Annotated in this window: 15 protein-coding genes and 1 pseudogene; 13 read left to right on the top strand and 3 right to left on the bottom strand. The window is 59.9% G+C overall.

Annotated elements, in window-relative coordinates:
* Positions 1-577: 577 nt before the first annotated feature.
* Complete coding sequence (locus M2282_RS30515) at positions 578-2,434, top strand: ABCB family ABC transporter ATP-binding protein/permease (protein WP_280812517.1); 1,857 nt, start codon at positions 578-580, stop codon at positions 2,432-2,434.
* A gap of 65 nt (positions 2,435-2,499) precedes the next feature.
* Here the strand turns inward: M2282_RS30515 and hemA are convergent, their stop codons facing one another.
* The 3 genes from hemA to M2282_RS30500 form a co-directional block, all read right to left on the bottom strand.
* Positions 2,500-3,777, bottom strand: a complete 1,278-nt coding sequence (gene hemA / locus M2282_RS30510) for a glutamyl-tRNA reductase (protein WP_280812516.1) — start codon at positions 3,775-3,777, stop codon at positions 2,500-2,502.
* 553 nt (positions 3,778-4,330) lie between these two features.
* On the bottom strand, positions 4,331-8,626 hold the full coding sequence (locus M2282_RS30505) for a MupA/Atu3671 family FMN-dependent luciferase-like monooxygenase (RefSeq protein WP_280812515.1): 4,296 nt from the start codon (positions 8,624-8,626) through the stop codon (positions 4,331-4,333).
* Between the two features lie 128 nt (positions 8,627-8,754).
* Positions 8,755-8,970, bottom strand: a complete 216-nt coding sequence (locus tag M2282_RS30500; RefSeq protein ID WP_280812514.1) for an MbtH family protein — start codon at positions 8,968-8,970, stop codon at positions 8,755-8,757.
* 517 nt (positions 8,971-9,487) lie between these two features.
* Here M2282_RS30500 and M2282_RS30495 point away from each other — a divergent pair.
* The 12 genes and pseudogenes from M2282_RS30495 (at position 9,488) to M2282_RS30440 (ending at position 19,220) form a co-directional block, all read left to right on the top strand.
* On the top strand, positions 9,488-10,258 hold the full coding sequence (locus M2282_RS30495) for an SDR family oxidoreductase (RefSeq protein WP_280812513.1): 771 nt from the start codon (positions 9,488-9,490) through the stop codon (positions 10,256-10,258).
* A gap of 752 nt (positions 10,259-11,010) precedes the next feature.
* Positions 11,011-11,988: a LysR family transcriptional regulator gene (locus M2282_RS30490; RefSeq protein ID WP_280812512.1), complete on the top strand. Its 978-nt coding sequence runs from the start codon at positions 11,011-11,013 to the stop codon at positions 11,986-11,988.
* A gap of 264 nt (positions 11,989-12,252) precedes the next feature.
* A complete protein-coding gene (gene tnpA / locus M2282_RS30485; RefSeq protein WP_280812511.1) occupies positions 12,253-12,657 on the top strand; it encodes an IS66-like element accessory protein TnpA in 405 nt (134 codons plus the stop codon).
* On the top strand, positions 12,654-13,001 hold the full coding sequence (gene tnpB / locus M2282_RS30480; protein ID WP_280812510.1) for an IS66 family insertion sequence element accessory protein TnpB: 348 nt from the start codon (positions 12,654-12,656) through the stop codon (positions 12,999-13,001). Before tnpA ends, tnpB begins: the two co-directional genes overlap by 4 nt.
* Positions 13,002-13,072: 71 nt before the next feature.
* Positions 13,073-14,638 (top strand): annotated as a pseudogene (gene tnpC, locus M2282_RS30475) (IS66 family transposase).
* Between the two features lie 2 nt (positions 14,639-14,640).
* Positions 14,641-15,222: a plasmid pRiA4b ORF-3 family protein gene (locus tag M2282_RS30470; protein WP_280812509.1), complete on the top strand. Its 582-nt coding sequence runs from the start codon at positions 14,641-14,643 to the stop codon at positions 15,220-15,222.
* Between the two features lie 7 nt (positions 15,223-15,229).
* Positions 15,230-15,478, top strand: a complete 249-nt coding sequence (locus M2282_RS30465; RefSeq protein WP_280812508.1) for a hypothetical protein — start codon at positions 15,230-15,232, stop codon at positions 15,476-15,478.
* Positions 15,479-15,855: 377 nt separating this feature from the next.
* Positions 15,856-16,257, top strand: a complete 402-nt coding sequence (gene panD / locus M2282_RS30460; RefSeq protein WP_280812507.1) for an aspartate 1-decarboxylase — start codon at positions 15,856-15,858, stop codon at positions 16,255-16,257.
* Positions 16,258-17,851: 1,594 nt separating this feature from the next.
* A complete protein-coding gene (locus M2282_RS30455; protein WP_280812506.1) occupies positions 17,852-18,088 on the top strand; it encodes a DUF2281 domain-containing protein in 237 nt (78 codons plus the stop codon).
* Between the two features lie 12 nt (positions 18,089-18,100).
* Positions 18,101-18,523: a putative toxin-antitoxin system toxin component, PIN family gene (locus tag M2282_RS30450; protein WP_280812505.1), complete on the top strand. Its 423-nt coding sequence runs from the start codon at positions 18,101-18,103 to the stop codon at positions 18,521-18,523.
* 31 nt (positions 18,524-18,554) lie between these two features.
* On the top strand, positions 18,555-18,752 hold the full coding sequence (locus M2282_RS30445; RefSeq protein WP_280812504.1) for a hypothetical protein: 198 nt from the start codon (positions 18,555-18,557) through the stop codon (positions 18,750-18,752).
* A gap of 54 nt (positions 18,753-18,806) precedes the next feature.
* On the top strand, positions 18,807-19,220 hold the full coding sequence (locus M2282_RS30440; RefSeq protein WP_280812503.1) for a hypothetical protein: 414 nt from the start codon (positions 18,807-18,809) through the stop codon (positions 19,218-19,220).
* Positions 19,221-19,389 lie beyond the last annotated feature (169 nt).

The raw sequence follows: 19,389 nt of genomic DNA, 5'->3' as shown, positions 1-19,389 counted from the left end.
ACCGGTGGCTTCACCCCGAAGACCTCGACCGGCTACGACTTCGGTATCCGTCACGCTTTCTGATTTGACGCTGGCGTGAGCCAGCATCGAAGCTAAAAGCTCAAAAGCCACCCGGCGCAAGTCGGGTGGCTTTTTTCGTTCCACAAGCGAAGACGTTTCAAGCAATCGCACGGCTAGGCCGCATTGCCCGCCTCTCATCACCATTGCAGCGATTCACGGGGGGGGGTCGCTCGCTTGACCACAATGATCATCTCCCCTCGCATCGTCGGCTCCAAACCCTCACGGTGGACCGCGCCGACGAGTCGCCAGGATGGATTTACTTGCTGTCCGCGAACTGGACTTGCCGAGACAGCTTGTCGACAGCAACAGCACGCGACGTCGAGCACTTGGCTCTCCGATTGCGCAAAGGCGAACCGGCAATCTAGCGCCTTCTGCGCTATCCTAAGCCAGAGCCCGTTGCACCCTTAAAGCAGGCTGTCTGCCTCAAGCAGTGTGGTGGACGGTTCATCAATGAGCGCGGCTGGGCACCTGGTGAGACACCATCGCGGTCCGGTCACTGCCACCAAGATATCTGTCCATGCGTCGCAGCGGCGAGTCGCCTATTTTTCCTCCTCCCATCACCTTGCTGGCGCCCGCTCGCACAGCCCCGCGCAGCAATCGCTCCGACTGGGTCACCCTGCGCCGCCTGTTCCCCTATCTTTGGCACTACAAGTGGCGCGTGATGGCCGCGTTGAGCTTCATGATTGGCGCGAAGGTCGCCAACGTTGGGGTGCCGGTGTTAATGAAGACCCTCATCGACACGATGGCGCCCAAACCCGGCCTGCCGAGCACGGCGCAGGTTCTGCTCGTTGTACCGATGGCACTCCTAGTCGCCTACGGTCTGCTTCGTTTTTCGACAGCGCTGTTCAATGAACTGCGCGAATTGGTGTTCGCCAAGGCAACGGAAGGCGCAGCGCGCAGCATCTCCCTTGAAGTGTTCCGTCACCTGCACGCACTTAGCTTGCGCTTCCATCTTGAACGGCAGACGGGTGGCATGACACGGGATATCGAGCGCGGGAAACGCGCTGTGCATTCGTTGATCTCGATGTCGCTCTACAGCATCTTGCCGACGATCATCGAACTCACTTTGGTTCTCACAATATTGGGCGTGAAGTTCGGCTCGCTATTTGTCTGGATCACGGTCACCGCGCTGGCGATCTACATCGGCTTCACAGTCGCCGTGACTGAGTGGCGCACGCAATTCCGCAAGGCCATGAACGAACTCGACTCGAAGGCGCAAAGCCGGTCCATCGATTCGTTTCTCAACTACGAGACAGTCAAGTATTTCAACAACGAGGAGTTCGAGGCACAGCGCTACGATGCAAGCCTTGACCACTTTCGCAAGGCGGCAATCAAGAGCCAGCGCACGCTAAGCATGCTCACCGTCGGCCAGCAGTTGCTTATCTCCGTCAGTGTGATGCTGATGCTATGGCTTGCCACTTCTGGCGTGGTCGAAGGTCGAATGACATTGGGCGACCTGGTGATGGTCAATGCCTTCATGATCCAGCTCTATATCCCACTCACGTTTCTGGGCGTGCTTTACCGCGAGATCAAGCAGAGTCTCACCGATCTCGACAAGATGTTCGTGCTCATGGAAAAGGAGCGCGAGGTATGCGACCTGCCCGACGCCCGGCCGTTGGCCAACGCGGATTCGACCATCCGCTTCGAGGGTGTGAGCTTTGCTTACGAAGCTGCGCGTCCCATCCTCAAAGAGGTGAGCTTTGAAGTGCCGGCAGGCAAGACGGTTGCGGTCGTGGGGCCGTCGGGCTCGGGTAAATCGACCCTGGCCCGGCTGCTCTATCGCTTTTACGATGTACAGCAAGGCCGCATCACCATTGGCGGCGAAGACATCCGAGGCGTCACCCAAGCCAGTGTGCGACAGGCCATCGGGATCGTGCCGCAGGACACGGTGCTTTTCAATGAAACCGTTGAATACAACATCGCCTACGGTCGACCCGAGTCGTCGCGCGAGCAAATCGAGAGGGCTGCCAAGGCCGCGCGCATCCACAGTTTCATCTTGGCCACGCCGATGGGCTACGACACCCCAGTCGGCGAGCGCGGACTCAAGCTATCCGGAGGCGAAAAGCAGCGTGTGGCCATCGCACGCACATTGCTCAAGGACCCCCCGATCGTGATTTTCGATGAAGCGACATCGGCACTCGACTCGGCCAACGAACGCGCGATTCGGGGAGAGCTCGAGAAGGCGGCGCAGAACAAGACTACGTTGATCATCGCGCACCGGCTGTCGACCGTTGTCGATGCACACGAGATTCTTGTGCTCGAAGATGGGGTGATCGTCGAACGCGGCGCTCACGGTGAACTGCTGGCAAAGCGGGGGCGCTATGCACAGATGTGGGAACTGCAGAAGGTTGAGGCGGCACACGCTGCGGACTGAGGCGCCGTGAAGCCGGACCGTCACACCCGACGCAGGTTCTTGACCGGTCGGGAGTGCAGCGCGCGCTAACGCCCCTCGCGCAGGAACAGGCGCGAGATCGTCTGCTCCATCTCCGCACGCTCCGCGGTGTCCCCGGCACGGAGTTCCGCACGCGCGCCGTGCAACATTTTCTGCGCGAGCCCTCGCGACAATGCTTCCATGACAATCTCGACATCTTCGCCGCCCGAGAGACGCTTGCGCGCGCGTGACAATTCGGACGCACGCCATCCTTCGAACTGGGCATTGAGCTGCCGAATCAGCATGACCATGCCGTGCCGCGCCGCCCATTGCATGAAGCGCTGGACGCCGGAGTCGATGATTTGCTCGGCCTGGGTCACCGAGGCCTCGCGGCCGGTCCGCCCCTCGTGCGCCACCTGAGCCAAGTCGTCAATGGTATAGAGATAGATGTCTTGAAGCGCCTTGACTTCAGGCTCGATGTCGCGCGGAACTGCAAGATCAGCCATGAACATCGGCCGGTGCCGACGTTGCTTGAGCGCACGCTCCACCACCCCCAGACCGATCAACGGCAAAATGCTGGCGGTGCAACTGACCACGATGTCGAACTCGGCCAGCCGCGCCGGCAGCTCAGAAAGTGGCATGACCTCGCCGCCCACGCGCGCCACCACCCTGTTCCCGCGTTCCAACGTGCGGTTAGCGACGGCAATATGGCGTGCCCCTCTGGCGGCAAAGTGAACCGCCGCCAGTTCGATCACTTCACCCGCGCCGACAAGTAGCACGCGGGTTTGACGAAGGTCCTCGAATAGCTGAGCCGCCAGGCGCACGGCAGCCGTCGCCAAGCCGATGGAACTCGTGCCGATTGCTGTCGCCGTACGTACGTGCTTGGCAATCTCGAACGAGTCTTGGAACAACTGATTGAGGGTGGCTCCGAGCATCCCGGCATTTTCTGCAACACGCACTGCGTCCTTCATCTGCGCCAGGATGTGGGACTCCCCCAGCCCCATCGAGTCGAGCCCACTGGTCACGCGAAAGGCATGCCGTGCAGCCTGTTCGTTCTTCAGCAGGTACGCATGCGAGCGCAATACGGCGGGCGGTACGCCGCCATACTCGGCCAACCAGCGCATGACGTGCTCTTGCGCGGCGAACTCTCCAGCGCAATAAATCTCGGTCCGATTGCATGTGGAAAGGATCACTGCCTCGACCTGCCGATGAGTCGAGTCGGCGTTACCGAAGATCAGGCGAAGCTTCTGTAGGGCCGGAGCCATCTCATTGAGGGCGAATGAGAATCGCCCTGGCAGGTTCAGCGGCGCACTGGTTTGATTGAGACCCAGGGCCCAAACTACCATGACGGCTTCTGACCGGTCGAGCACGCAGGCACCCGTACCCTCTGAGGTGATGCCGCCGATCGATCAATGCAGCCGTGCGCATCCCGGCGCGTCTCATGCATTTGCGGCCGGCCAGCCGGCGCAGTCACGCCCGCTTGATACGCAGTAGTACAGGTGCAACTGCCTTCGAGTTCTCCGTTGAAAGCGATGAGCAGGCCGTCTTCTGCAATGCGCTGCGTTGGCGGCCTTGCGCAGCGAAAACCGTACCGGCCAGTCATATCAAAAAAGTGGAGCATCGTTCGGGGCCGGTTGTCGCTGTCGCAATCTGATCAGCAAAGGTCGCATCAGATTATTTTTCCAATCTGGGCCAGCGAGGTCGAGTTGGCCAATTTGACGAGCCGTCGTTGCCTCGAATTATTCAAACCTCCGAACTGGATGACCGATTTCAATAAGAAGGCAACGGTCGAAGGTATTCGGATTTCTCCAACGAGGACTTCGACGGTGCGGCGGGCCAACGGATAGGGCGGCATCGGCTGCTGTCTGGCACTAAACCGAGACCGCACCAATGACGCCATCAGACGCTGTTGTCGTACTGAACCGACGGGCGCGGTATCAGGTTGCTGCGCCGGGTTGGCCGTAACGCCGTCCGAGCTTTTGGCGCTGCGTCGAGTTCGCGAGCCAGCTTGGCCACACTCGATGACTCGAACAAGGTATGAATACCTATTTCGACGCCCATGACCGTGCGCATGCGATTGATCAGTTTGGTCGCCAGAAGCGAGTGGCCGCCTAGGTCGAAGAAGCTGTCGTCAATGCCGACTTGTGGAAGGCCGAGAACCTCCGCGAAGAGCAAGGCCAAAGCCTCCTCTTCGGGTGTACCGGGAGCGCGGACGGCTCGCGGGGCAATGTGGGGGGCCGGCAATGCCTTGCGATCTAGCTTGCCATTCGGCGTTAGGGGCAGCGCGTCGAGCCAGACGTAGTGCGCGGGCACCATGTGATCGGGCAGCGACGCCGCCAGTCGCGCCTGCATCTCCGCCGCGTCCGGCAACGCGCCTATGCGCGCTTTCTTCATGAGTGTCGTCAGGTGCACCAGGTTTTCGAGCACTGGGTCCGTGGCAACACCGAAGTCGATCAGGCATGCGAACTCGTCGACCCCGATCTGCTCCAGCTGGCGCACCAACTTCAAACATGTGTCGGGGCCGCCGATCAGCGACGACGCACCGAAGTAGCGTCCGACGGCGGCCAAGATCAGTTGCTCGGCGTCGACTTCACCGATTGCCTTGTTCGGGGCGCTCCCCTGGAGATCCCGTGACACGCTCTTGCGAAGCTCCGTGTGCGAGCGGAAGTACTGCACCATCGGCTCATGCGCCAACTGGCGTGCCGTCTCATCGTCCGGGCCCACCAAGGTGTGCAGCATCACGACCACCTTGCCCGCATCCGGGTCGTGCCCGGCGGCGCGCCGGGCCTGGCGATAAATCTTGATGTTCTCTTGAAGCTCGGGCACGGTCATGCTCAGAAGCGCCGTCAGGACATGGACGCCCATCCGGCCCGCCGCTTCGAAAGTGACAGGGCTTCTGGTTGCCGTGATCCAGGTCGGGAGCTCAGATTGAATGGGCTTGGGCTGCAGTTGGAGTTGTGATTCTTGCCCTGTGCCGTTTCGAGCACTCATCGTGCCGCCGCGCCAGAGTTTGCGCACCTGCTCGACGCCATCGAGCATGATCTGGAATCGGTCCGCATAGTTGTCTGGGGCAAGGACAAAGTCTTCTGGTACCCAGCCGGAGGCAAACGCGATGCCCGTCCGTCCACGCGACAGGTGGTCGACCACAGACCACTCTTCCGCCACTCTCATGGGGTGGTGCAGTGGCAGGACCACGCTGCCCGCACGAAGATGAACGCGGTCCGTGACCACGGCCAGGGCCGCGCTCAGCACCGACGGGTTGGGAAACGCGGCGGCAACCTGCGTGAAATGTCGTTCAGGTGTCCACACCGCAGTGAAGCCGTTGTTATCTGCAAATTTGGCGCCTTCGATATACAGCCTATAGAGCTCACTGCCCGAGTCTTGGTTTGCGTCCGCAAAGTAAAAAAGGCCAAATCCCGGAGCACTCGATCGTTCAGGAACTGCCGCCAGATCCGGCACAAGATAGGCGACCAGCCGACTGCCTACCGCTGCATCCTCGCGTGGAATCACGCAGGCCTGCTTCACCAGCGGATGCTTGGCGAGGTGGGCCTCGACTTCGCCCGGCTCGATGCGAAAGCCACGAAGCTTCACTTGATGATCTGCGCGCCCCAGGTAATCAAGCTCGCCGTCTCCCTCGGGGCGCCAGCGCACGAGGTCCCCGGTGCGGTACATGCGGTCACCCGGAGCGCCGAACGGATTAGCCACGAAGCGCTCTGCGCTCAAACCGGGACGACGCAGGTAGCCGCGGGACAATCCCGCGCCGGCAACATACAACTCGCCCACTGTTCCTGCGGGAACGGGTTGAAGCATTGCGTCCAAGACATAGACCTTCACCCCCGAGATCGGCGCCCCGATCGGCACGCTGGGCATGGCGAGGTCGATGCCTTGCTCGTTGATCCATCCCGCCGCATCCCAGAATTCAGACGTACCGTACAGATTGATCAGCAGTGCATGCGGCAAGGCTTTGCTGAACTTGTCGGCCAACTCCGGCGTCAATGCTTCGCCGCCGCAGGACCAATACCGCAGATTTGGAAGTCGGCGGCCAAGATCCGTGTCGTCCTCGAGCATGGCTTGCAGCAACGACGGCACGAGCACGATTCGCGTCACCTTCTGCGCGGCCAGCAGCGCGATCAGTCCACGGACATCTTTGCCCAGATTCGGGGGGACGATCACCATGCGGTGCCCCCCAAAAAGAGGCATGAACACCTCCCAGACAAAGTCTATGAAATTCGGCGTCGTCCTTTGGGCGTAGACGGTATCCGCGTCGGGCTCGCGAATGTCCCATTGCAATCTGTTGAGAAGCGCTGCGCATGTGCCTGCGACACCTTTGGGCTTGCCCGTGGAGCCCGACGTATAAAGCACATAGGCAAGATGAAGCGGGTCGAGCGCCTGCGTCCGTTCGGCGTTCGTGGGATTGGTGGTCGGCAAGGCCAAGAGCCGGTCGGCCAGCACAGGATCGTCGATGCACAGTTCCAGTTGGCCGTCGGTGGCGATTTGGCGCAGCGCGGTCGAATCCGAAATGATGCAACGAGGACTGGCGTCATCCAGCATGTACTGCAGGCGGTCACGTGGGTACTCGACGTCCAGCGGAAGGTAGGCAGCTCCCGCCTTGAGAATGGCCAGCAGACTCACAATCAGCTGCGGCGAACGGGGCAGAGCAAGCGCAACAATGCTCTCTGGCCCGATTGCCAGCGAAATCAGGTGATGAGCAAGCTGGTTGGACCGCTCGTTAAGTTCTTTGTAGCTGAGATTCGTTCCCTCAAAGGAAATTGCGACGGCTTCAGGGGTCCTGATCACCTGCCTCTCGAACAGTTCCGGAAGGGTCGCATCGAATGAACGCACCGTGCTGCCGTTCCATTCGTGCAGAATTTTCTGCCGCGCTGCGGAACTCATCAGATCTATCTGACCGATCGTGATCGAAGAATCGGTAACGATCGCCTGAATCAGGCGCAAGAGACGATCTTGATGTTCTTTGAGATCGGATTCGGAGTACACGTTCGGGTTGGCTGTGCAATAGACATCAACACTGTTACCCTTGTCCACAAAAAAAGAGAACGAAATATCGGATGCTGACCGCGCTGAGGTATTGTGAGATTGTGAGGGAATGCCGCCGAAATCAAGCCCTTGCTTGAATGGCATCACATTAATGACTGGACCGAAATCACTGCCATAGCCCCGAATTTTTCTTGCATCCAAGTACAGTTTCGAGGCCGGATATTGCTGGTGCGGAGTGATGTACTTTATTTCTTCGTCAACGCTTTTTGCGATTTCTTGGAACGTCATTTCAGGGGAAATTGATAGACGCATCGGCAGGGTGTTTGACATCATGCACGGGATCAGGCGTGTGGCTTTGGACCGGCCCGACACAGGAAGTGCAATAGAGAGGTTATGCGTACCTGTCGCACGGAACAAATAAGATGCGACTATGGCAATCAGGGCTCGCGTCAGTGTTGTCCCAGTATCTCGCGCCAAACTCGACAGCGTTGCGATTGCGCTGTGCTCGATGCGGCAGGTACGTCGCACCGGCAGTCCGGTAGAGTTTCGAGAGCCGCCAACGAATCGGACAGGTGGCGGCAACCGCGACAAGTAGGCGTTCCAAAACACCCGGTCTGAATCAAATGCCGCGGAGGACAGATAATCCGCTTCCGCATTCAGCAGTTGACTCATTGGGTCGAACCATGCCTGAGACGGAGCGCGGCCTTGGGTCATTTCCGAATAAATCTCGGCCACCCTGCGCGCAATCAGTGAATAGCCAAAACCATCGATGATGATGTGGTGATAGAGCTGGTGCCAAACGAATCGCGTGTCTGCAAGCTTGAACAGGCAGAAGGAAAACAATTTGGAATCGGACGGCAGACGTGGAGAGGCCATCCTTATTGCAATCGCATCATGCACAGCGCGATGCGGATCTGCAGCACCACTAAGGTCGATGAACTCGATTGAATCTTCCGGAAAGGATTTCTTAACGAATTGGCGGGGCCCAGTTTCCTTTTCCACGAAATTTATATTCAGTGCTTGGCTTTCTTGAGCAACCAGTGCCAGGCAGCGCAGAAAGCGATCAGCATCTATTGACCCAAAAATCTCAATGTATTCTCCGACGCTGTGAGATGGTTCGCTTGAATAGAACTGGCGTTCGAACCAGATACCAAGCTGCGCAAAAGACAGGGGCCAATCGCTGTCGTATGATGAAATCATTTTTGTAATCCTCTACATTCTATGTGTCGAGCGTCAGCAAAAAAAAGGCGCGAGCACACGCGTCGCGCCAAAATTTTCATCTTGCCAAGAACGATTGTTCTTTTGAAGATTGGGAGGAGTTACGCCCGCTAGTTTTGCAGGGACATGGATTGCGCAAGACTTTTCGGACGCATATCTGTCCAATTTTCCTCGACAAACTTCAGGCAATCGGACTTGGAAGCAGGACCGTGCGCACCCCGCCATCCCGAAGGGATTTCAATGTAATCCGGCCAGAGAGAATGTTGATTCTCGTCGTTGATCAGAACCAGAAAAGAAGCGTCGTTACTTTCAAACGGATTTGTCATGCGATCCTTGCTTCAGCGGAATTAGGGACAACAAGTCCACGAGTGACTTGATAGAGAAATTTGCCAAGGAGTGGCAGCGTAGCGATTCAGTATGACACTGTCAACCGCATCGTGAGAGTGATAGCATTAGTCTGAAATACACGGGTGGACTAGTAAGAAATGGCATTGATTAATTTAAAAGTATTAATCTTTAAATACTCATTTCGTAGGCCAATGTTCCCGCTTCCACCTTTAGCATCGACGAGGAACGGTGGCTTAGGCGGGGATTTCGATGAAGGCAGCAGTGGCGCAAAAGGCACCCGCTATGTTTTTAGTAGTGCTCGATCGTTGTCCAAAGAAAAAACCGTCGCCAACAAGTGCGTTCTCTTATTGCCAGTGCACGGGCAAAACAGGCACAGCCACAAGACCTCTCGCCTGATGCCCTCGGTCAGGGTGGGGCGACGACTGTCAGGTTCGGACAACGACGTCTCTCTCAATTTTCAGCCGGACATCATGGCATTTCCGAAACGATGCACCAATGAACATAACGAACCTCTTCTCGCTAAAAGGCCGCACGGCACTGATCACTGGTGGTTCCCGAGGAATCGGCCGGATGATTGCGCAGGCCTTTCTGGCACAAGGCGCGCGGGTGTATATCTCGTCGCGTAACGCCGAGGCGTGCAACCAAGCGGCTGCGCAACTGTTGGAATTCGGTGAGGTTTTCTCGTTGCCCGCGGACGTGTCGACGCCCGATGGCACGAGCGCGCTGCTTCATGCTTACACCGAGCGTGAAGACGCGCTGGACATCCTTGTGAACAATGCCGGCGCCGCATGGGGCGCGCCGTTTGACGAGTTTCCCCTTGGCGGATGGGATAGGGTCATGGACCTGAATCTCAAGACACCCTTCTTCCTTGCTCAAGCCATGACCCCGATGTTGCGCAAGGCGGTGTCCAACGGACATCCCAAGGTAATCAACATCGCGTCCATTGATGGCATCTCGGTTGGTCCCCGAGAAACCTATTCGTATGCGGCGAGTAAGGCCGGCCTTATCCAACTCACCCGCCTGATGGCACTGCGGCTAGCGCCCGAGGGAATCGTCGTCAGCGCCATCGCCCCGGGTGCATTCGCCACGGATTTAAACAAATCGGCCCGAGACCACGGTGCTGAAGTGGCAGCTTACATTCCGCTGGGACGAATCGGTTGCCCGGACGACATCGGCGGCGCCGCGGTGTTCCTCGCATCGCGAGCTGGTGACTATGTTGTCGGGTCGACGCTGGTGGTTGACGGTGGTGCAACTCATGCGCGCTAAACCATCGCCATGCGATACAGAAAGGCCTCGTATCCTCGAGGTGGCATCTGCAAGCGTGCTCGCTCACCGCACCGGCAGGTGCTTGTCGAACGAATCGGAATGTGTTCACCCCAAGCTGGCCGGGTTGAGTTACGCCTCAAACGAGGCGCGAGCTTGGCCTACGCGTCGCGCAATTTCAAGCTGACTCGATATGCTAGGCGGGTTTGGGCCAGCTCCTGTCGCGCAATCACCGAGTCCGAGTTCCACTGGCAGAAGCGGCGAGTGGTCGCCACCTTATGCGACATCTGATGAGCCGTACGAGGCAGAGATCGCATCTTCGAAGGCATTCGCCGCCGGACGTGAAAAGCATGCGGCCGTGCGTCTCTCGGCCTTTGCATATCAACCGTCCGAATTGCTTGCTCATGAGCATGACAGGCATGGGTGGGTGACTCTCGCGGCGAGCTAGTCGGTCGGCCGCTTGATGATCTCGATCCGACCTGATAAGCCAGGGGACTCCTTCCCCATGGTCGATGCGCGCGTTCGTGGCCACACGAACGGCCCCAAGCCGAACTGAAGGACTAGATGGTCGTTGCATCCCGAATGCATCACACTGTGATTCGTTTGAAAGCAGCGTTGCACTGACGCGCTTACCCTGCATTTCGTCTGTGAAGAGGATGAAACGCCTTCAGGCCCTCCAGCGAGATTGGCCTTCGAAGAGTCCTCGACAATACGATCTCAATTCCTTTTTCAAATCAACCGCATGGGAGCGCAGGATGCAAGACAGCAAGGCAGTCACTGACAACAAGGTGGATCTGCTCGATCTGAACGATCTTCGAATCTTCACCTATGTGGCTGTTCTATTCAGCTTTTCTGCGGCGGCAGAAGAGTTGGGGATCAGTAAGTCGAGCGTGAGTCGAAGCATCGTGCGCCTGGAAGTGCTCATGGGTACCCAACTCTTCAACCGAACGACAAGAAAGGTGAAACTGACGCGCGCCGGCAACGTGCTCAAAGACAGAGGCGTCGAGATCATGAAGCGCATTGGCGAGACCATCGGCTATGTTGGCGGACTTGGGCTTGCACCGCAGGGGCAATTGGCCATCTGCGTGGCGACAGACGCCGGACTGGAAGAGCAGATTCAACAGGTCGTGCTGCCTGGATTTCTCAAGCGCTATGACAAGGTCAGCGTCGTCCTTCGTTTTACATCACAAAAGTCCGAGCTTCGTGCGGAGAGCGTCGATGTCGCTATATCCAGCGGCCCTTCCCATCCGGCGGGATCTTCGAGATTTCTCACGATGTCGCAGTGGTTCTGTGCCTCGCCAGCCTATCTAGATCGCCATGGCCCCATTGCGACTCCGGAGGACCTCGACAAGCACGACACCATTGCTATCGACGACCATGAAACGCATGTGCCCGGTCTAGGCAATACGCTGGATTTTTTCAACAATCCGCATTCACGCCTGAACACGAATGACATGGCGGGCGCGCGCGCTCTGGCCGTTCTCGGAATCGGTGTGGTTTGTCTGCCTGAACACTTCTGCAAGTCTGAGGTTCAGAAAGGTGAACTGGTTCGTCTCCTTCCGGACTTGGTGCTGCGACCGCTGGACTTGCACATCTCCTACCCCAGCAAACGAAGCGCGGCGCCTGCAGTGAAAGCCTTTGCCGAACTGCTGAAAGCCAGTTTGAATGCTGCGTCTTCGACGATTTCCGACACGTCGGCGTTGCAAGTACCGGCCAAGCACGCAACGCAGTGAGATCAAGGTAGTTGTCGCTCTCAATGCGAGTCGTGCAGAGAAGAGTCCTGTAGGCGGCGCTCAGCCGCCACGCGCCAAGCCGGCTCTCGCAGCAGTTCCGTTGCGTGGCTGACCTCATCGCGCGTCGTGAAGTCAGGCGGTGCGCACGACGGCAAGGCTCTGTTTGAGAGTAAGCGGTGCCCCAGGGCCCTCTGTTCAGATCGCCAGGCGATGAGCACGATCGTCTGATCGAGCGCACCTGCGATGGTGTGCATCAAGGCGGTAATGCACATCATGAACGATCGAGTCACTGGAGGCGCCCGCGGGCGGCGCGAACATAGCCCGGAGCTGAAGCGCGAGCTGGTTGCGCGAAGCCTGCTGCCTGGCGCGTCCGTGTCGGCAATCGCGTTGGACGCCGGCATCAACGCGAATCTTTTGTTCACGTGGCGCCGCGCGCGGCGCAATTCGGCAGGGCAAACCCCGGGGCCGTCAACGCCCGTGCTGCTGCCGGTATCGATCGAGGCGCCGCAAGAAGTCGATGTCGTCGCGCCCACACCGGCGCCACCGGCGGGCCGCCCCGCAACCGGCACGATCGAGATCGACATCGGAGGCTCTCGTGTGCGCCTTCGCGGTGTCGTCGATGACGCGACCGTCCGCTGCGTTCTGCAGTCGCTGCGCGGCGCCGCATGATTGGCGCGCCGGCCAACACGCGCGTGTGGATCGTCGCTGGCCACACCGACATGCGCAAGGGCTTCGACGGCCTGGCCGCGATGGCGCAGACCGCTCTCGCGGCCAACCCGTTCTGCGGTCACGTCTTCGTCTTCCGCGGTCGACGCGGCGACATCCTCAAGGTGCTGTGGTTCGACGGTCAGGGGCTGATGTTGCTGTCCAAGCGGCTGGAACGCCGTCGCCTCGTCTGGCCGCAGGCGACGTCTGGCAGCGTGTCGCTGACGCCCGCGCAGTTGTCGATGCTGCTCGAAGGCATCGACTGGCGCATGCCGATGCGCACGCACGAGCCGGAACTCGCTGCCTGAACCACTGTATGAACTCGGCTCGGGGATGGCCCCGATGTCGAGGCCTGTTGAGCCGGGCACAGTAGAGCCCTGTGACGACCACTTCGAACCCGCCCCAGACTGTCGATTCGCTGCTGCGCGTCGTCGAGGCGTACGAGGCGGAGGTGGCGCTACTCAAGTTGATGATCGACAAGCTCAAGCTGCAGGTACTGCGGCGCGATCGTGCCCGGTTCGGAGCTTCCAGCGAACAACTGGACAGCCCTCAAATCGCCCTGATCGAAGGCTAACCACTGGATGAACTTCCGGGGTCCAAGACGCCCCCGAAGAAGGACGCTGCCAACACGCCAGAGCCCGATCGCAAGTTGCCGGCGCACCTGCCGCGCGACACAAAGACCTATCGCCCCGAGACGACCCCCGACCACCATGACGCGAACGGTCAGCAATGCGGCTGCATCGCTTGCGGTGGCCGACTGCGCCTCATCGGTCAGGACGTCTCTGAGCAACTCGAGTACGTTCCCGCGCACTTCAAGGCGATCCGCCATGTCCGGCCGAAGCTCGCGTGCGTGGCCTGCGAGACGATCTTCCAAGCCGCCGCGCCGAGCCGGCCGATCGCGCGTGGCGTCGCCGGGCCGGGGCTCCTTGCGCATGTCATGGTCTCGAAGTATTGCGACCACATTCCCCTGTACCGGCAGAGCGGCATCTACGCTCGCGACGGCGTGTTCATCGATCGCTCCACGATAGTCGGATGGGTCGACCAGGGCGACGAATTGCTCGACCCGCTGGTGGCCGCACTCGGGCGCTACGCGCTGGCGGGTGCGAAGGTGCATGCCGACGACACGCCGGTGGGCGTCCTCGACCCGGGGCGCGGGCGCACCAAGACAGGACGGCTGTGGGTCTACGTGCGAGACGATCGCCCGGCCGCGAGCCAGGATGCACCGGCTGTCTGGTTCCAATACTCGCCTGATCGCAAGGGCGAGCATCCGCAGACGCACCTCAAGAACTTCACTAGCATTCTGCAGGCCAATGCCTACGGCGGCTGGGGCAAGCTGTACGGCAGCGGCCGCGTCACGGAAGCTGCTTGCTGGGCTCACGCGAGACGACCGTGGTGGGATCTGCACCTGAGTCTGGGACGAGCGCCGGGCTCGGTGGCCGAGCAGGCGCTCAAGCGCATCGCTGCCTTGTACGCGGTCGAGGCCGACATCCGTGGCCAGCCGCCCGACGAGCGACGACGACAGCGCCAGGCACGCGCAGGCCCGTTGCTCGACGAGTTGCACGCTTGGCTGAGCGCCATGGTGGGCCGCGTGTCGGCGAAGTCGGAGATCGCCGCCGCCATCGGCTACTCGCTCACACGCTGGAAGGCGCTGACGCGCTACGTCGACGACGGCCGCATCGAGATCGATAACAATGCCGCCGAGCGCGCGCTGCGCGGCGTCAGCCTCGGCCGCAAGAACTACCTCTTTATAGGGTCGGACGCGGGAGGCGAACGCGCTGCGGCGATCTGTAGCCTTGTGGAGACGGCCAAGCTCAACGGGATCGATCCCGAGGCCTATCTGCGCGATGTGCTGACGTGCATCGCCGACCATCCCATCAACCGCATCGACGAGTTGCTGCCGTGGAACATCGGCCGACGCGCCGACGATCAACGAGAAGCAGCCTGAGCATGGCGACCAAGGTACATCGGATCAAGACGTCCCCGGCAATCCTCCAACTGCACATCGAGTTGCGCGGCACGAAGCCCAAGGTCTGGCGCCGCGTGCTGGTGCCCGAGACGATCACGTTGCTCAAGCTTCACCTGGTCATCCAGGCCGCGTTCGGATGGGACCACTCGCACCTGCACGAGTTCATCGCGGGCGACGGCGAGCGCTATGGAACGCCCGATCCGATGTACGACGATCCTGGCGCGATCACCAGCGAGAGCACGCGACTGACCACCGCCCTGAACCGGTCGACGCTGAGCTACGTCTACGACTTCGGGGACTACTGGGACCACCGCATCAAGGTCGAGAAGAAGCTCACACCGGATCCGCTGCTGCCCCTGCCGTTCTGCGTCGGTGGCGCCTGCGCGACGCCGCCCGAGGACTGCGGCGGCATTCCAGGCTATGCCGACTTCGTCCAGACCATGGCCGATCCCGATGACCCGGAGCACGAGAACTTGGCCGAATGGATCGGCGTAAAGACCTGGGATCCCAAGGCGTTCGATTCCACCGAGGCCAACGACCGCCTGGCCGCGATCAAGCTCTGACGCTGCCATGGCGCGATCGACGAGGAACATCGAGACGTTGATCGCCGATGGCGGTGACATCAACATCGGCGCGCTGCCGCCTCACGAGTGCGCTGCCACAGCGGCCGACGGCAGCAACTGCCTGGCCATGCTCGTGCGCCGTGATGGCGAGACCTTCAATGCACTGCTCAAGCGCCTGGACAAGGCGATCGGGATGGCTTGGTCGGACGACCTCTTCATCGATGAAGTCAACGACGGCGAGAGCGATCTGCTGTAGTCGCTACGAGGTCCGATCGTCAAGAGGGCCTTGGGCCCTCGCTTACGTTTGAGAGTCCCCTCATTGAGGCCCTCTTGTCACAAAATGGGGACGCTCATTATTTCATTTGGGTCATTGCCCGCCATCACCTGATGCGGCAATGCGGGCCGTTGTAGGCGCACGGGATTGCGCGTGGCCTGGATCGTTCCCCAACCCACACTCGGCCGACTCTTGAGTAGGCCGCCCCCCATCGGGCGTTGATGTAGGCGGCCGTGCTCTCGGTCATCGGCAACTCGACTATCCTTCGCTCGTCGCACATGCGGCGCCCTCCGTCCTGGTGTGCTCATCGATGGATGCCAGACTGATCCACCTTTTCGCAGAGAGAAAGAGTTCGTTCTATGTTCCGCACCCTGCTCAAATCCAAGATTCATCGCGTCGCTGTCACCGATTGCGAACTGCACTACGAAGGCTCCTGCGCCATCGACGAAGACCTGCTGGATGCAGCCAACCTAGCCGAGAACGAGCAGGTCCACATCTGGAACATCAACAACGGCGAGCGCTTCGTCACCTATGCGATTCGCGGCGAGCGCGGCACCGGCATCATCTCAGTCAATGGCTCGGCCGCGCGCCGAGCATCGGTGGGCGACCTAATCATCATCGCGGCCTTCGGCCTGGTGCCCGAAGACCAAGTGGCGGGCTACAAGCCCAAGCTGGTCTTCGTGGACAGTGCCAATCGCATCAAGGAAGAGCGCGCCCACGTTCCTGTGCAGGCGGCTTCTGGCGAGCCTGCAACAGCATAGCGTCTGCACATGTGCGCAGGGCGCGCGCAACGAGCAGCAGGCAAATGATGTGGGCGATCGTCGACGAACAGTCCGCTTTGCCATTCCCCAGCGACCAACTTTGCGATCAGTTGGTCACGGCCATCTTGGGTACCACGAAGTGGTCGACCTCTTGTGTGCGCTGATACGCCGAGCCAACCTAGTACGGTTCGTCACTGGAGTTCGCGAAGTCGGGAACAAGAAGATCAGGTCACAGGTGATCATCTCTGAGTGAGCGCGGTAATTTTCGCGCGAGCGCTTCTGCGAAGCCGAGAGTGACCCTCGCACCCAAGCCTTGGAGCCCCTCACCGACAACGGGGCGCATACATCGCCACCGAGATCCGCCAGGTTGCGCGAAAGTTGGGTCTGAAGCCGGTCAGCACAATTGAAAAGGCCAGCAGTAATCCTGCTTTTTTTGCGAGTGTGGAGCGGCCGGCTACTCCAGAGATGCAGTCGCAGTTTCTGAGTCTCTCCGACCACAGCATAGATAAGTGTTGATGTCTTTCTTGCGTGGATCTGCCCCGTCCTGCCCTGCAGGTTGCGCGATCGGGTGGCGTTAATTTCGAGCCGGACCGCAAGCATTTCGCTATAAAGGGTGATGGTTTCGAGCGCTGATGCTCATGCCGAGACAGCGGGAGCATAGGTCTCGACGGCCGCATAGAGTGACAGTTGTTCATCTTGGCTGGCATTCACACGAATTATGAAGGCCCTCCTCATCAACGCCGCTTGCTGAGACCATCGACTGCAACCTGCCCAACAAATGGCTGTTGGCCAAGCAACCATCTCTATCAGAAATTCCTGCTTGCAAGAGAGGCCGCTTTTGAAGACGAGAATGGAAGCCAGCCTCTTTGGAAACTTGGAATCGAATCACAAACCGTGGCTCGCAGCGGTAAGTCATTGATTCTTCGAGACTGGCTGAGCAGCCAAGGCCCGCTTAAGCTGGGGCGGAATCTTAAAATCGCCTGCAACCCGCACCAGCACTCGCTTTCACCAATTCGTCCAATCTGCCGGGTACACGTTTGGGTACACCAAAACTGCCGGAAGCAGCCCCAAATTTCAGGCATCACACCAGAGACAAACGGGCCGCCGAGACAGAATTATCCCACTTGCGAATCGGCGCGCCAAGCTACGCGCGGCGGTGCCCCAAGCCGGTTAGATGAGTGCCACAACATCGCGCAGGTGCGCTGCAGTCTGGGGCAACCCGCGCGTCTCAAGCAGGGCGACCAACGCGATCGCGTCGTACTGCGGCCGGGCCCAGCGCTCGCGCATTCGCTTCAGAGCCGCAAGTCGAGGCCGAGAACAACAAACTCAAGAAGCTGCTGGCCGATGCGCACCTGGACATCCACGCGCCGAACACGGCCTTTGGGGTAAAGCGATGGCAGGCAACGCGCCTGCCGCACACGGGTGCGAACACTGCCCCGCGCGAACGCGGGGCGGTTTAGCGGCTGAAGATACAGGGCCTGCCCCCGTTTTTGCCTCCACATAGGGCCTTGTGCTGGATGGGCGAGCAGGTTTACCTGAACCTGTTGTACAACCGAAGCGTCCACCCAGTACCGCCCGAGCGAGGAAGCCGACCATGACCGCCATCGAGACCCGCCTGATCGAACGCCTGAAGCAATTGCCGCCCGGCCGCGTGGCCGAGGTCGTGGATTTCGTCGAGTTCTTGGCCACACGAGAGGAGAGGGCCACAGCTGCAGCCCGCCTGGGCGAGGCCATGGCCAAGCTCGACGCACTGAATTTGGCGCCGCTGTCCGAGGAAGAGGTCGAGCAAGAGGTGCAGGCCGCTCGTCAGGCTCGGCGCCAAGGCGCCTGAGGCCCAGGCTCCGTGCGCTTCGTCATCGACACCAACCTGCTCGTCTCGGGTCTCATGTTTGGCGGGCTGCCACGCCAACTCCTGGACGCAGCGCGCGCCGGCGATTTCGAGTTGTGCACGAGCGAAGTCCTTCTGGCCGAGTTGCTCGATGTGCTCGGCCGCAGCAAGTTCGCCGATCGCATAGCTCAAGCCAGCCTGAGCCCGCAGATTCTTGTGGATGACCTGCGCAAGCTCGCCATCGTGGTCACGCCTACAAACGTGCCGCGCGTGGTGCCCACCGATCCCGATGACGACCACGTGCTGGCAGCGGCCCTGGCCGGCGCAGCCGACCTCATTGCCTCGGGTGACGGGCGTGATCTGCTGCCGCTGGGCAACTATGCGGGCATTCCCATCGTCAGCGCGCGCGAAGCCATGGAGCGGATCGCTCCCAGATAGCACGTCGGACGAGTTGCGCGTACATGCCCGGGTGGCATCTACGCTGCGGCTGGAGCACGAGAATAGAACCGAGGAGGAGCTTCGAGCGAAGTTCGCCAAGGACGCCGAGGATACGTTCCATGAAGTGACTCAGCACAACAAGCGTCCGAAATACATGAACGTCAGTGACTTCAAGGTCTACCTCGGTGAGATCGAGCGGCTCGACACCGAAGAGCACCGGCGCTCATGAAGTTCAGCAGCCGGCCAAGACCGGTCGCTCGAGGTTGATGCAGAATTCGGCCAAATGTGGGCCTCCAAGGCGGTGCACAAACACTTCGACGACAGTGGTTCTCGAATACTGAAGGATGGCTGGATGACGATTCGCGTTCTCGCCCTTGTTGTCGTATCTGCGCTTTGCTCGTCTGGCATCGCGCAAGCGGCGGGGACCCCCTCCAATGCGAAGCAACTGGTCGACTGGCGCAAGGCCGGCGGAGCCAAGCTTCGCCAGTATCAGCAGTTCGTCAATGTCTCGTATGAGAAGCTAGTTGATGCGAGAGAGATATGCCCGCCCGCAGCTCGCTCGAAACAGGCAAGCAGAGATGCTGCATTCCTGGCCATCCAGTCGGGGATTGACGATGGGCTCTTTAATCAAGATGTCTCAGCTGCGGATGCAGTTAGAGATGTTCTTGGATTCTGGTTCCCGTGCTCTCCTCGGTGAGGCCGAGCTCATGCAATGGCGGCTCACTTTTTCATCGCACCGAAACCTCAGCGACACTGACAGCAGTCGGCCAAAAGCATCGGTGATCGGGCGGGTTGATTTGACCTGCGGAGTTCTCTTCCTAGACTCGTAAATCCACTACGAAGGAGAGCCTGAATGACCTATTTCA

Source organism: Variovorax boronicumulans (genome assembly GCF_029892485.1).
GTDB classification, from domain to species: Bacteria; Pseudomonadota; Gammaproteobacteria; order Burkholderiales; family Burkholderiaceae_C; genus Variovorax; species Variovorax boronicumulans_B.
This window is presented reverse-complemented; position numbering and strand designations above follow the sequence as displayed.